The 13,294-nt window shown below is 66.2% G+C and carries 12 protein-coding genes; 9 read left to right on the top strand and 3 right to left on the bottom strand.

The window, feature by feature from the left end:
- Nucleotides 1–144 precede the first annotated feature (144 nt).
- The 4 genes from QX041_RS30860 to QX041_RS30845 all read left to right on the top strand — a co-directional run bounded on the left by QX041_RS30860 (nucleotide 145) and on the right by QX041_RS30845 (nucleotide 5,954).
- Nucleotides 145–1,098 (top strand): ABC transporter ATP-binding protein, encoded by a 954-nt coding sequence (locus QX041_RS30860; protein WP_315718229.1) that lies wholly within the window; start codon nucleotides 145–147, stop codon nucleotides 1,096–1,098.
- A complete protein-coding gene (locus QX041_RS30855) occupies nucleotides 1,091–4,015 on the top strand; it encodes a Gldg family protein (RefSeq protein ID WP_316167700.1) in 2,925 nt (974 codons plus the stop codon). Before QX041_RS30860 ends, QX041_RS30855 begins: the two co-directional genes overlap by 8 nt.
- The gene (locus tag QX041_RS30850; protein WP_316167699.1) at nucleotides 4,012–5,166 is read left to right on the top strand and encodes a DUF4340 domain-containing protein; all 1,155 of its coding nucleotides are present in this window, start codon (nucleotides 4,012–4,014) and stop codon (nucleotides 5,164–5,166) included. Before QX041_RS30855 ends, QX041_RS30850 begins: the two co-directional genes overlap by 4 nt.
- Nucleotides 5,167–5,474: 308 nt before the next feature.
- On the top strand, nucleotides 5,475–5,954 hold the full coding sequence (locus QX041_RS30845) for a VOC family protein (RefSeq protein ID WP_315827031.1): 480 nt from the start codon (nucleotides 5,475–5,477) through the stop codon (nucleotides 5,952–5,954).
- A gap of 39 nt (nucleotides 5,955–5,993) precedes the next feature.
- Here QX041_RS30845 and QX041_RS30840 read toward each other — a convergent pair whose 3' ends face one another.
- Nucleotides 5,994–6,713, bottom strand: coding sequence for a class I SAM-dependent methyltransferase (locus tag QX041_RS30840; protein WP_315718225.1), 720 nt, complete (start codon nucleotides 6,711–6,713; stop codon nucleotides 5,994–5,996).
- Between the two features lie 267 nt (nucleotides 6,714–6,980).
- Here QX041_RS30840 and QX041_RS30835 point away from each other — a divergent pair, with 267 nt between their 5' ends.
- The 4 genes from QX041_RS30835 (at nucleotide 6,981) to QX041_RS30820 (ending at nucleotide 9,199) form a co-directional block, all read left to right on the top strand.
- The gene (locus tag QX041_RS30835) at nucleotides 6,981–7,289 is read left to right on the top strand and encodes a hypothetical protein (protein ID WP_315718257.1); all 309 of its coding nucleotides are present in this window, start codon (nucleotides 6,981–6,983) and stop codon (nucleotides 7,287–7,289) included.
- A gap of 269 nt (nucleotides 7,290–7,558) precedes the next feature.
- Nucleotides 7,559–7,957, top strand: a complete 399-nt coding sequence (locus tag QX041_RS30830) for a hypothetical protein (protein WP_315750347.1) — start codon at nucleotides 7,559–7,561, stop codon at nucleotides 7,955–7,957.
- A 73-nt stretch (nucleotides 7,958–8,030) separates the two neighbouring features.
- On the top strand, nucleotides 8,031–8,837 hold the full coding sequence (locus QX041_RS30825; protein ID WP_315718223.1) for a sensor histidine kinase: 807 nt from the start codon (nucleotides 8,031–8,033) through the stop codon (nucleotides 8,835–8,837).
- The gene (locus tag QX041_RS30820) at nucleotides 8,828–9,199 is read left to right on the top strand and encodes a signal transduction histidine kinase (RefSeq protein ID WP_315750346.1); all 372 of its coding nucleotides are present in this window, start codon (nucleotides 8,828–8,830) and stop codon (nucleotides 9,197–9,199) included. The genes QX041_RS30825 and QX041_RS30820 overlap by 10 nt, the downstream gene beginning before the upstream one ends.
- 19 nt (nucleotides 9,200–9,218) lie before the next feature.
- Here the strand turns inward: QX041_RS30820 and QX041_RS30815 are convergent, their stop codons facing one another.
- Nucleotides 9,219–10,139 (bottom strand): LysR family transcriptional regulator, encoded by a 921-nt coding sequence (locus QX041_RS30815; protein ID WP_315750345.1) that lies wholly within the window; start codon nucleotides 10,137–10,139, stop codon nucleotides 9,219–9,221.
- 134 nt (nucleotides 10,140–10,273) lie between these two features.
- Between QX041_RS30815 and QX041_RS30810 the strand changes: the two genes are divergently transcribed.
- Entirely contained in the window at nucleotides 10,274–11,554 is a 1,281-nt protein-coding gene (locus tag QX041_RS30810) for a gallate dioxygenase (RefSeq protein ID WP_315827033.1), read from the top strand.
- A 42-nt stretch (nucleotides 11,555–11,596) separates the two neighbouring features.
- Here the strand turns inward: QX041_RS30810 and QX041_RS30805 are convergent, their stop codons facing one another.
- A complete protein-coding gene (locus QX041_RS30805; RefSeq protein WP_316167697.1) occupies nucleotides 11,597–12,754 on the bottom strand; it encodes a PcfJ domain-containing protein in 1,158 nt (385 codons plus the stop codon).
- Nucleotides 12,755–13,294 lie beyond the last annotated feature (540 nt).

Genomic DNA, 13,294 nt, shown 5'->3' with positions numbered 1-13,294 from the left:
CACCTCAGCTTTCCCCGCTGACGACCGCCGGTTCGGTCGGCCAGATCCTTTCAGCTGCATCCGACGCTCGTGCCGCCGGTGATCGATCCTGCGTGTCGATCAGGACCTGGCGCTGCGACGGCCAACTCAGGAGCGACGCCCCGCATGATCTCCGCCGAACACCTGACCCGCCAATACGGGTCATTCACCGCCGTCGACGACGTCTCCTTTGAGGTCGGCGACGGCGAGATCGTCGGCCTGCTCGGGCACAACGGCGCCGGCAAGACCACCATCATGAAGATGCTGACGGGCTATCTCGAGCCGACCGCCGGCACGGCGACCATTCATGGCCATGACATCGGCACGCAGCGCCGTCAGGCGCAGGCGCTGATCGGCTACCTGCCGGAGAATTGCCCGCTGTATCCGGAGATGACGGTGGTCGAATTCCTCGACTACGCCGCGGAGCTGAGGGGAATCCCGCCGGGCGCCCGGGCGCAGGCGCTGCGCGACGCCATCGCCGCCACCGGCCTTGGGGAAAAAGCCACCGCGCCGATCGCGAGCCTGTCGCGCGGCTACCGGCAGCGGACCGGCGTCGCGCAGGCGATCCTGCACAAGCCGAAGATCGTGATCCTCGACGAGCCGACCAACGGCCTCGATCCGTCGCAGATCGCCCAGATGCGTGGACTGATCAGGGATCTCGCGAAGACCGCCACGGTGATCCTGTCGACCCACATCCTGCAGGAGGTGCGCGCCGTGTGCGAGCGCGTGCTGGTGATCAACCGCGGCCGGCTGGCGCTCGACACCCGGATGAGCGATCTCGGCGGCCCTGGCCGGTTGCGTCTCGTCACCAGCGGGCCGCCAGAACTGGTCGAGCGGCTGGTCACGGGGCTCGGCCTGGTGAAGAGCGTGGAGCGGCTGACGGCCGCCGAGCCCGGCCATGCCTATGCGCTCAATCTCAATGGCCACGCGGCCAGCACCGTGGCGCCGGCCGTCGCCCGCGTGATCACCGACAACAAGCTGGATCTGTTCGCCCTGCATCCCGAACAGCGCGATCTCGAAACCCTGTTCGCCGACATCACCGGCGCCGGCGCGCCGACCCGTGAGGCCCTGCATGCATAACGTTCTTCGTATCGCTCGCAAGGAGCTGGCCGTCTTCTTCGCCTCGCCCGCGGCCTTCATCTTCATGGCGGCGTTCCTCGCGGTCACCCTGTTCCTGTTCTTCTGGGTCGACCGCTTCTTCGCCCGCAACATCGCCGACGTCCGGCCGCTGTTCGAATGGATGCCGGTGCTGATGATCTTCATCGTGTCGGCCGTCACGATGCGGATGTGGAGCGAGGAGCGGCGCGCCGGCACGCTGGAGTTCTTGCTGACCTCGCCGGTCGCGCCGCTGCAGCTGGTGCTCGGCAAGTTCCTCGCCTGCCTCGCTTTGGTCGCGATCGCGCTGGCGCTGACACTGCCGCTCCCGATCACGGTGTCCATGATCGGCCGGCTCGACTGGGGACCGGTGGTCGGCGGCTATCTCGCCGCGCTGGCCCTCGCCTCCGCCTACATCTCGATCGGCCTGTTCGTCAGCGCCCGCTCCGACAACCAGGTGATCAGCCTGATCGTCTCCACCCTGATCTGCGGCGCGTTCTACCTGCTCGGCTCCAACACGCTGACCTCGCTCACCGGCAACGAAGGCGGCGAGCTGTTGCGCCAGCTCGGGGCCGGCTCGCGCTTCGAGTCGATCGCCCGCGGCGTCATCGACCTGCGCGATCTCTATTACTATCTCAGCATCTTCGGCGTGTTCCTGGTGCTCAACCTCTATGTGCTGGAGAGCCTGCGCTGGTCGTCGCAGGGCCGCGCGCCGCAGCACCGGCGCTGGCGCATGGTGGCCGCGCTGACGGTGGCCAATCTCGTCGCCGTCAATCTGTGGCTCGGCCAGCTCCCCGCCGCGCGGGCCGATCTCACCGCCGGACACATCTATTCGATCTCGGACGAAACCCGGAGCTATCTCGGCCAGCTGCAGGAGCCGCTGCTGATCCGCGGCTATTTCAGCGCCCAGACCCACCCGCTGCTGGCGCCGCTGGTGCCGCGGCTGCGCGATCTGCTGAAGGAGTACGAGATCGCAGGACAAGGCAAGGTCCGGGTCGAGTTCGTCGATCCGATGCAGAACGCCGCGCTCGAGGCGGAGGCCAACAAGCAGTACGGCATCCAGCCGGTGCCGTTCCAGACGTCGAGCAAGTATCAGGCGTCGGTGACCAACTCCTACTTCAACATTCTCGTCAAATATGGCGATGAATATACGACGCTCGGCTTCCGCGACCTCATCGAGGTCAAGGAGCGCGGTGACGGCGACAGCGAGCTCGACGTCAATCTGCGCAATCCGGAATACACGATCACCCGCGCGATCAAGAAGGTGCTGAACGGCTATCGCGGCTCTGGCGACGTGCTGGCCGGCCTGCCGCACCCGGTGACGCTGGAGGCCTATATCTCGGCCAAGAACCTGCCCGAGCCGCTCGCCAAGCTGAAGACCGCGCTGCAGGAGCTGATCAAGGACGACCAGAGCAAGACGCCGGGCAAGCTCGACGCGAAGATCGTCGATCCCGACGCGGATGGCGGCCAGATCGCCAAGACCCTGCAGGACGATTACGGCCTCGAGCCGCTCTCGGTCGGCCTGCTCAATCCGAAGCGCTTCTGGTTCCATTTGATCCTGAAGAGCGGCGACAAGACCGAGCAGATCCAGCTGCCGGAGCAGCTCGACAAGGACGGCCTGAAGCGCAACATCGACGCCGAGCTGAAGCGCTTCACGCCCGGCGCGCTGCGGACCGTCGCGCTGTACACGCCCCCGGCGCAGCAGCCGATGCCGCAGCTCGGCATCCCCGGCGGCGGCGGGCCGTCGTTCGATCTGCTGCAGCAGAAGCTGCAGGAGAACACGCTCGTCGACGCCACCCAGCTGAAGGACGGCCGCGTCCCCGAGCGCGCCGACATCCTGTTCGTGGCCTCGCCGCAGCAGCTCGATCAGAAGCAGGTGTTCGCCGTCGATCAGTTCCTGATGAAGGGGGGCACCGTGATCGTCGCCACCTCGCCCTATCAGCCGTCGCTGCGCGGCAATCTCGACGTGACCAAGACGCCGTCCGGCCTCGACGACTGGCTGGCGTTCCAGGGGGTGAAGGTCGGCGACAGCATGGTGCTCGATCGCCAGAACGCCTCATTCCCGATCCCGACCGAGCGCGACGTCGGCGGTGGCATCAAGGTGCGGCAGATCCGGCTGATGGACTACCCGTTCTTCGCCGACATCCGCAGCGACGGGCTGGCGCAGGGCGCGGCGCCCTCGGCCGGCACCCAGCAGCTGACGCTGTCCTGGGCCTCGCCGCTGACGATCGACGCCGACAAGGTCGGCAAGAAGCGGAAGATCGTCGATCTGATCCAGAGTTCGCCGCATTCCTGGACCGCCAAGACGACCAACGTCGTGCCGGACTTCAAGGCGCATCCCGACACCGGATTCCCTCCTGCCGAGAAGCAGGGGCGCCAGCTGCTCGGGGCCATGATGGAGGGCGAGTTCACGTCGTTCTTCGCCGGCAAGCCATCGCCTCTCGCCAAGGACGCGGCTCCGCCCAAACCCGACGCGAAGCCCGATGATGCGGCGAAGACGGCGGCTGCCGACGCCAAGCCCAGCATCACCGGCGTGATCTCCCGCTCGCCCGAGAGCGCGCGGCTGATCGTGATCGGCTCGGGCACGTTCCTGTCGGACGACGTGCTGCAGCTCGCCTCCAGCGTCGACCGCACGCAATATCTGGCACCGCTCGACTTCGCCCAGAACCTGGTCGACTGGTCGCTCGAGGACCGCGGGTTGCTGGCGCTGCGCAGCCGCGGCGGCCAGTTCTCGCGCACGCTCGCGCCGATGCAGAGCGGCGGCCAGATGTTCTGGGAATACCTGAACTATGCGCTCGCGCTCGCAGGGCTCGCACTCGTCTACATCGTGCGCCGCGTGCTGCGGCTCGGCGCCCAACGGAGATATCTCAACATGCTCGGCATAGCGGAGGCGCGGACATGAAAGGGCTTACCATCCTGCTCACCGCGCTGCTGGGTGGCCAGCTCGCGCTGGCTCTCACCTTCGCGGTCAACCGCTCCGATCATGCCGCGTTCGACGCCAAGGAGCCGCTGGTCGGGTTCGCGCCGGCCAAGGTCGATCAGGTCGCGATCGACGACGACGCCGGCCACACCGTCACGCTCGCGCGGAAGGACGGCAAATGGGTGATCCCTGCGTTGTCGGACTTTCCCGCCGACACGACCAAGGTCAATGGCCTGCTCGACCGCATCGCCGGCCTGAAGAAGGGCTGGCCGATCGCGAAGACCGATGCCGCAGCCGAGCGCTTCAAGGTCACCGAAAAGGTTCATGAGCGCCGCGTGGTGCTGACGAGCGGCGGCAGCCGGGTCGGCGAGTTGCTGGTCGGGACCTCGCCGGCCTATCGCCAGGTGCATGTCCGGGCCGGCGATGCCTCTCCGGTCTACGCCGTCGAGCTGGCGACCTACGACATCGGCGCGGAGCCCAGCGCCTGGATGCAGCACGACATGCTGGACACGCCGCGCGACAAGATCGCCAGCGTGAGCGTCGGTGACGTCACCATCGATGGCAAGGACGGCAAGTTCACGCTGGCGGGGCTCGGCAAGGACGAGAAGCCGCGGCCCGACAAGATCGATGCCCTGGTCAGCGCGATGGCGCATCCTCTCTTCGATGGCGTACGCGGCAAGGGCAAGGCGGCGCTGACCCAGACCGACGCGCCCGACATCACCGTCACGCTGAAGCGGACCGATGGAAGCCAGCTCATCTATCGCTACAAGAAGGACGCCGGTGGCGGCTATCTGTTCACGCGTTCGGCGGAGGACTATCTCTTCCACGTGAGCGCCGACACCGCTGCGCCGATCGTGCTGGCCACGCGCGCGGCATTGATCGAGCCGCCGAAACCGGACAAGGCGCCGAACGCCAACAGCTCGGGCAACAAGAACTCGAACGACAAGAGCTCGGAAGACAAGGTTTCGGGCGCGAAGAGCCCGGACGACAACGCCGCAAAGGCCGAGACGGCAGGCGCCAAGGCAGATCAGGCGCCGGCGGCTGCAGCACTGCAGGCTGCTCCGACGTCATCCCATGGCGCCGATCAGGCCTCTCACGGCGGCGCCGAGCCGCCAAGGTCGCCCGGAGGCTAGGTCCTCACGACGCGCGTATCCGGCTTCGCCGCGAGGCTGGAGCCGGATCTCGCGCGTCGCTCGGCCCCGATCAGCCGCTGAGGAAAGGTATGGTCAGCCAAGCGCCTCAATCCTTGGCTGTGCCACCGATGATCGTCAGTCGTAGGGGATGAGATTTTTTTCTCGCTCGGCCGCCGGTCGTGTCGGCACCGGCGATGCACGAACGTCCTTGGATCAGCCGGATCGCAACGACCTGGCTCGAGCGTAACCAATGGACCGCCCAGTGAACGAACGACGCGGCCTGCACTTGGAAGGAAGGGACGTCTGCCATGGCAAAGCACAAGAACACGATCTGTCTGTGGTTCGACAAGGACGCAGAGGCCGCCGCGCGCTTCTACGCCGAACTGTTTCCGGACAGCGAAGTGACAGCGGTCCATCGCGCGCCGGGTGACTACCCTTCCGGCAAGGCCGGCGACGTGCTGACGGTGCAATTCACGGTGTGTGGCATCCCCTGTCTCGGCCTCAATGGCGGACCTGCGTTCACCCACAACGAATCCTTCTCGTTCCAGATCGCCACCGACGATCAAGCGGAGACGGACCGCTATTGGAGTGCCATTGTCGGCAATGACGGCCAGGAAAGCCAATGCGGCTGGTGCAAGGACAAATGGGGCATCTCCTGGCAGATCACGCCGCGCGCGCTCACCGACGCGATGGCGGCCGGCGGAGCCGAGGCCAAGCGCGTGTTTGCCGCGATGATGACGATGAAGAAGATCGACGTCGCCGCCATCGAGGCAGCGCGGCGGGGATGACCCTCGCCAGCCGGAGCGCAGCATCGCCGCGCTCCGGCGTCACGGGCGCAGGCACCGCAGATGCAGGAATAGCGGCACGCGCAGCCAGCGCCGGCTGCTGTCGCGGGTGATAATCGCTTCGGGAATGGACGGCTCGCGCAGCGCCTCGATCAGGAATCCCTCCGCTTCCAGCGCTTCGAAATAGCTCTGCAGCGGGCGATGCGCGCTGTGGAAGGTCATGCTGAGCCCGTCGCGCTCGATTGCGTCGCTGAAGGTGTAGGAGTCCAGATAGCTGCCCTGGATGACGAAGGGCGCATCCGATGCCAGGCTCGCGAACCGCCCGGCCGAGTTGAGCGGGTGGACGATCGCCATGCAGAAGCGGCCGCCGCGCCTGAGAACCCGCGCAAGCTCGCGCACCGCGGCCGGCATCGCGTCAACGTCCTGCAGCGACATGAAGGCGATCGCGAGATCCGCGCATGCATCGGCCAGCGGCAGCGCGGCCGCGTCCGCACGCACGACGCCGATCGTGGGATCGGCCGCCCGGGCCGCGGCGATCAACGACGGCGATGCATCGACGCCGACCACTCTGTGCCCTTCGGAGGCGAGATGTCGCGACAGCCTGCCCTCGCCGCAGCCGATGTCGAGCGTGAGCGCACCGGGCGGCGGCAGCAAGCGGCTGAATTGCTCGCGATGGTGGCGCCAGAAGCTGTCGTGACCCGGCGCTCTCGCCCAGGCGAGCCACCGGCCGGCCTCTGCTTCCCACTGCTCGCGCAAATTCATCGCGGCCTCCTCGCCCGACCCTGCGGATTCAAGAGCCGCGCTTCTTAAACTGCTTCCTCGCCCAAGTCATCAGCGGCGCGGGTCGTTACCTGACGGGCATGCCCGTCCGTGTGCCGCTCGAGACCAACAGCGTCCTGTCCGATGTCGCCACAGCGCCGCACAGGCAGCCCTTCGACGCCAAAACAAATGCCACCGCCGGGGAACCATGGGATGGCCAGCAGATTGGTTCCATGACGCAATCCCCGCACCCGGAGTCATGTCATGACCATGAAGATTCTTACGATCACGCTCGCAGCCGCCGCGAGCACATTGATGGCTGCAGCCGCCTCCGCTGCCCCGCTCACGGCCGGAATATCGATCCTCCCGGAGAGCAGCATCCAGCAGGTTCGCATGGTCTGCAACGAGAACGGCCGCTGCTGGCGCCAAGGCCGCGAACGCCGTGTCATCATCCGCGAAGACCGCGGCGCCTACGGCTATGGCCGGCACGAGCGGCGTGGCTATGAAGGACGTGACTATGAAGATCGTGGCGGCATCGGCATCCACGCGCCCGGCGTGAGCGTCGGAATCGGCCGATAACACGTCCGACGTCTGACTCGTGCCAAGGCATCGTGATCAGGACTGCACATGATCTACAAATGAGCCAAGCGTCCGACGTTCGCATGTCGATGCAACGATGCTACGAACGTCGGATGAGCCGCAGGGCCAGACTCGCTCTCGCTTCAGGCGATGGCGGCGACCAGATCCTCACGGCAAATAATTTCGGCTGGACCTCGCTATTGCGCGCGCACACACCATATGTTGATGATCACCGCGCGTCCCCCGGCTGCCATCGGTGACTGAGAGCCATGCGCTCCCGCCGCGACCAGAAGGCGGACAGCATGTCGAAAACTTCGAACACCTCTTCGAATACCACCACGTCCAGTGCGCGCGTGGTTGGTGCGACCGCTCCTGGCGCCGCCATTCTTTGGGCTGCCGATCGTCGCCGCGATTCTGATCCGGTGGCCGCCGTTCGCAGCGGGGCGCTTGCGCCAGGTCACCCCGACAAGCCGTCTGAGCCGGCCAAGCGAGAGCGGTCATCGCTACACGCGACGCTCGCCACCAGGGCGGAGAATGCGCTGGAGACGGCGGGCCTGATGCAGCAAGGCGGCGAGCGCGCTGCCGCGATCAGGAAGGCGACCATCCTCGCAAACGCCGCCGAGATACTCGGGCATTTCAACGGAAGTGTCCGTTCGCGAACGAAGTGACGCTGGGGCGGCCTGCTCCTGCGTACCATCGTGCCCGCCGAGGGCGGCATCCGGTGCAAGGACATGTCAGCCAATGCTCGAGATCAACCTCACCACAGAGCCTCCTCACGGCACGGTCGTGGATCCCGACTTTCTGCTGACGGAAATCATCGGGCTGAAGCGCCTGCTCGCCGAGGCCGAGAGCAATGCCAAGACCCGGTCCGAGCAGGCCGAAATCGAGGCGAGAGAACGCGAGACGGCGAGCAGGCTGCAAAAGCTCATTCTCGAGGAGCTGCACCATCGCATCAAGAATACGCTCGCGACCGTCACCGCCATCGTCTCCCAGAGCCTCCGCAACGTGCCGGCGACCAAGGATGCACAGCATGCCATCTCCGGGCGGCTCCTGGCCCTCGGACGGGCACACGATCTCCTCCTGCAAGCGAAATTGTCCAGCGGCGATCTCCGCACGGTGATTCGTACGTCCGTCCAGGCCTTCGACACGCCCGACGACTCACGCTTTGCGATCACCGGACCCGACGTGCTGGTGACGCCGGATGCCGTCATCGCCCTCGCGATGACGCTCAACGAGCTATGCACGAACGCCCTGAAGTTCGGCGCGCTGTCCGTGCCGGAAGGACGCGTCGATCTGCTTTGGACCGTCGACCAACGCCGGGTCCGCTTCGCCTGGACCGAAAGACACGGCCCGGTCGTTCAACAGCCCGCCAGCCGAAGCTTCGGAACCCGGCTGATCGAAACGCTCGGCGTGCAGCTCGGCGGCGAGGTTCAGTTGACCTATGCGCCGTCAGGGCTCTCCTACACGTTCGACGCGCCGATCGCCGTTCTCGACTCTCCCGTGAGACCGCCGATGCACGCAACAGAAAGGGATCTCCGATGTCGCTGAGCCAATTTCGCGTCGATGAGCAGCCGCATACGATGGACGGATTGCGCCTGCTCGCCCAAGATGGCGCCGTCGGCGTCGAGGCCTTCGTCAGCCGCAAGGTGATGGACATCTGGGCCGAGTCGATCGAGCACACGGGCGGCCGGCAGAGCCTGTTTCGTGTCCAATACAATGCGCTGGGACAATTGAACCTTGCTGCGATCGAGCGGATCGTGAGCAGGAAATATCGGCGCGGCGCCGCATCCAACCGGCAGCATCCCTTCATCGAGGTGCTGTTCTCGGATATCGCCGACAGCGGTGAAACGCTCAATCTGAGCGAGCTGGTGCGAGAGCCATTGCCGCCGTCATTCCATCGGCTTGCGTGAGACAGGCGGACGGCGCACCTCAGGTCTGACCGATCAGGGTGTGCGCGGACGCGGCGCAGATCTCCTCGAGGAAGTCGAGGAAGGCGCGGGCGCGCGAGGAGATCAGCTTGCGGCTCGGAAAGATCGCGGTCAGCTGGGCGGCGCGGGTGTCGAACGCGACCCCCCTGCCGATCTCGACCAGCCGGCCCTCGCCGAGCAACTCGACGCAATAGTGCTCCGGCAGAAAGGAAATGCCGGCGCCGTGGGCGACGGCCCGGCGCACCGCCAGCGGATTGTTGATGCGGGCGACATGCGCACCGACGTCGAAGCGGACGAGATGGCCGTGCTGCTTGATCATCAGGGTGCGATCGCCATAGCGCCGCTCGCAGATCATGAGATGGCGCTCCAGCGCGCGGACGTCCTCGCCGATGTCGTGCGCGGCGAGATAGGCGGGGCTGGTCACCCAGATCAGGCGGCCGCCGATCAGCACCTTCTGCGCCAGCTCGGAATTCTCCTGCACGCCGACCACGACCGCGATGTCGAAGCGGTCGGCCAGCATGTCGATCGCGCGCGTGGTTGCCTCGACATCGAGCTCGATGCGCGGATAGCGGCGGTGGAATTCGGCGAGCTGCGGCGCCAGGATCTCCTCGCAGAACGCCGGCGGCAGCGCCACCGAGAGCCGGCCGCTGGGCACGCCGACCAGCCCGGTCATGACCGCGTCGGCCTCCGAGACCTGATCCAGGATCTTCTGACATTGCTGGAAGAACAGCTCGCCCTCGCGGGTCACCCGGACGCGCCGCGAGTTGCGGTCGAACAGCCGGATGCCGAGATCCTGTTCGAGCCGGGCGACCGATTTGCTGACCGAGGATTTCGGCATGCCCAGGGACCGCGAGGCGCCGGTCATGCCGCCGGTCGCCACCACCGCATGGAAAACAGGAATGTCCTCGATCCGCCATTTCATCCGAGAGCCACTCGTTCATCGAGAGAAACGATCCGTGCACGTTAGCATGATTGTCTAGCAGGGGAAACTTCGTATGGTCCGTCCCGGCGCGGCCGCGAGTGACAGTCAGCGGCGGCCCATTCGCGGAGGGACACATGGCCCGGATCATCGGCGGCATCGGCGCATCGCACTCGCCCACCATCGGCTTCGCACGCGACACCAACAAGCAGAACGACCCGGCCTGGAAGCCGATCTTCGACGGCTTCGCGGTCGTGCGCGACTGGGTGAAGCAGAAGGACATCGACGTCCTGTTCATGATCTACAATGATCACATCACCTCGTTCTTCTTCGATCACTACTCCGCCTTCGCGCTCGGCATTGACGACCGCTATGTCGCCGCCGACGAAGGCGGCGGACCGCGCAACGTGCCGCCGGCGAAGGGCCATCTCGGCCTGTCGCAGCACATCGCGATGGCGATGATGGCGGACGAGTTCGACATGTCGTTCTTCCAGGGCAAGCCGGTCGATCACGGCCTGCTGTCGCCGCTGTCGATGATGGGCGATGCCAGCGGCGCGTGGCCGGGCATGGTGGTGCCGCTGCAGGTCGGCGTGCTGCAGCTGCCGATTCCCAATGCGAAGCGGATGTGGAAGCTCGGCAAGACCCTGCGCAAGGCGATCGAGAGCTATCCGGAAGACCTGAAAGTGGCGATCTTCGCCACCGGCGGGCTGTCGCACCAGGTTCACGGCGAGCGCGCCGGCTTTCTCAACGAGGACTGGGACAACGAATTCCTCGATCTGCTGGAAAAGGACCCGGAGCGGCTCACTGCGATGCGGATCGCCGACTATGCGATCAAGGGCGGCATGGAAGGCGCCGAGGTGATCATGTGGCTGATCATGCGCGGCGCGCTGTCCGAGAACGTGAAGCTCGTGCACAGGCAGACCTACGCACCGTCGGTGACCAACATCGCTACCCTCGTGTTCGACGATCTCGGCGGCGCGCCCGACCCGCGGGAGGTCGCGGCCTATCGCGCGCATATCGGACATGAGCTCGCGGGCGCCGAGACGCTGGCTGGCACCTATCCCTTCACCCATGGCCGCAGCCAGGCCAATTTCCGCATCAACGACTTCCTGCACCGGCTCGTGATCCCCGCGCATCGCGCGAGATTCGTTGCGGAATTCGACGCGCTGGCGGACGAGCACGGTCTCACGGACGAGGAGCGCGACCTGATCCGCAACCGCCGCTGGATCGAGATGATCAGGCGGGGGGTCAGCTTCTTCGTGCTGGAGAAGATGGCGGCGGTGATCGGCGTCTCCAACCCGGAGGTCTACGCAGCCTTCCGCGGCGAGACGCTGGAAGCCTTTTTGAAGACCCGCAAGGTCCCGATGCGCTACTCCGTCGCCGGCGGCGCCAAGGCGGCCGCGATCGACGGACATTGATGGCGACGTACGAGCTGCGTCGCCCGGCAGGGGCGACGCAGCTCATGTCTGCGGCAGCTCGATCCCGCGCGCCTTGGCCCAGCGCTCCAGGACCTTGCGCTCGTCCGCGTTAGCGACGCGGTTGGCGAAGCCGCGGATCTGAACCGCGCGGTGCCGCGGGTTGAGCTCGATCGTCAGCAGCCGCTGCGTCTTGCCGGCGTGACGATAGCGCAGCGACCAGATCGAGGCGTGGCCGGCAATGCACTTGTCCGCGTAGCTCGCGACACAGTGATGCATCGCCCTGGACTCCGCGACGAGATCCTCGGCGGTCCGCAACTGCATGATGACATACGCGTCGCGCGTGGCCGAGCCCTTCGACGGGCTCCATGACCAGTCCGTCAGCGCGGCCCCCGGCCAATGCGCTGGCTCCGCGGTCCGTGCCGCCATGCGGCCACGGGCGATCTCGGCCCGCCGGCGCGCCGCCTCGATGCGCGCGATCACCGCGAGATCACGATGCCATGCGTTCATCAGCCGGCGCAGCGCGGCCAGCGAGCGGCCCTTGAGGCTGAACTGGCGCTCGCGCCGGCGACGATGCGCGATGTAGTCGCAGAGATCGTCGATCTCCTCGCCCGTCGTCGGATGTGCGCAGAAGAACTGCGTCGCCTCGCGCCAGAACGCGATCTCGCCGCGCGGCGTCCGCGCAATCCTGGACCGGGCGATCCGCAACACGATCGCCGGATCGCTCGTGTAGGACCGCGCGATCGCCTGCCATATCGCCTCGTCGAAGCCGACCTGCCCGAGCGGATGGAGAAAGGCGTGAACCTCCTTGCGCGACAGCCAAGCCGAGGCGCCTGCCTTGTACAGCGAGCCGCCGCCGGCGACCGCGATGTACCAGCGCTTGCGCAGGATCGTCTCGTCGCGGCCGAGCCCGCCGTCATCGATCCAGATCAGCTCCAGGTGCTGGGCCACCGAATAGCGGCCAAACAGATGACGCGCAGCCGCCAGCCGCAGCCGCGCGGCGTCGCGCGTCTTCAACTGGGGCTTCCAGCCTTCTGGATCGCGAATGATGTCAGCCTCGAAGCCGCGCCGCGCCTCGCGGATCGCATTGTGCAGATCCGGCGGCGAACGCGTCGGCCGCACCGCGCGGCGCAGCGTCAGCTGATAGGCTTCAACCCGCGCGCGCTCGGCCTCCCGCCGGCGCGCCATCAATGACTGTGCCATGGTCGTTCAACATGATGGAGTGACTGTCAGCCGAACGCACTGCGGGCGTCGGCACGGATCGTGTCGCGCACAGTGGACTTGACATGGCTGATGGCCTCTCGCGTTGAACGCTTTGGGTATTGAAACGGGCGACGCTCATACATCCGAACTGCAGATATTGCAAGCCGTCGTGCGCCGCTCTTCAGCGCAGGCATGTCACGAGGCATCAGCGGCGGGGCACGCCAACGCTATATTCTTTCAGCCGCGCATCATCACGAAGCGCGGCACTGTTAGTTGCAAATGATTCTATTCACCGACGAGCAGGATGCAGCGCCCAATCAGGCATGCGGCAGAACGTCGCACGCGCCCAACGAATATTTCTCCTCCGCCAGACAGAAACAAACAGACTGGAAAGCCGGCCCGCTGCCCGTTCGATGACGACTTTGCAGCGGCCGACGGCCCGATTGTGTAACTACAAAGCTCCTCACGTCACGACATGCACCATCCCGACGACCTGCATCGAAGCGATACAGGCGAACGCAGATGCATTGCCGACCAGGA

Origin of the sequence: Bradyrhizobium sp. SZCCHNRI2009 (genome assembly GCF_032485115.1) — a bacterium.
Classification (GTDB): domain Bacteria; phylum Pseudomonadota; class Alphaproteobacteria; order Rhizobiales; family Xanthobacteraceae; genus Bradyrhizobium.
The sequence above is the reverse complement of the archived record's forward strand: the minus strand, read 5'-3'. Positions and strand labels throughout refer to the sequence as shown.

Excerpts from the sequence above, each read along its gene's own strand:
- QX041_RS30860 (WP_315718229.1), top strand. The coding sequence starts at position 145 with ATGATCTCCGCCGAACACCTGACCCGCCAATACGGGTCATTCACCGCC.
- QX041_RS30825 (WP_315718223.1), top strand. The coding sequence starts at position 8,031 with ATGCTCGAGATCAACCTCACCACAGAGCCTCCTCACGGCACGGTCGTG.
- QX041_RS30850 (WP_316167699.1), top strand. The coding sequence starts at position 4,012 with ATGAAAGGGCTTACCATCCTGCTCACCGCGCTGCTGGGTGGCCAGCTC.
- QX041_RS30815 (WP_315750345.1), bottom strand. The coding sequence starts at position 10,139 with ATGAAATGGCGGATCGAGGACATTCCTGTTTTCCATGCGGTGGTGGCG.
- QX041_RS30835 (WP_315718257.1), top strand. The coding sequence starts at position 6,981 with ATGAAGATTCTTACGATCACGCTCGCAGCCGCCGCGAGCACATTGATG.
- QX041_RS30840 (WP_315718225.1), bottom strand. The coding sequence starts at position 6,713 with ATGAATTTGCGCGAGCAGTGGGAAGCAGAGGCCGGCCGGTGGCTCGCC.
- QX041_RS30820 (WP_315750346.1), top strand. The coding sequence starts at position 8,828 with ATGTCGCTGAGCCAATTTCGCGTCGATGAGCAGCCGCATACGATGGAC.
- QX041_RS30805 (WP_316167697.1), bottom strand. The coding sequence starts at position 12,754 with ATGGCACAGTCATTGATGGCGCGCCGGCGGGAGGCCGAGCGCGCGCGG.
- QX041_RS30830 (WP_315750347.1), top strand. The coding sequence starts at position 7,559 with ATGCGCTCCCGCCGCGACCAGAAGGCGGACAGCATGTCGAAAACTTCG.
- QX041_RS30855 (WP_316167700.1), top strand. The coding sequence starts at position 1,091 with ATGCATAACGTTCTTCGTATCGCTCGCAAGGAGCTGGCCGTCTTCTTC.
- QX041_RS30810 (WP_315827033.1), top strand. The coding sequence starts at position 10,274 with ATGGCCCGGATCATCGGCGGCATCGGCGCATCGCACTCGCCCACCATC.
- QX041_RS30845 (WP_315827031.1), top strand. The coding sequence starts at position 5,475 with ATGGCAAAGCACAAGAACACGATCTGTCTGTGGTTCGACAAGGACGCA.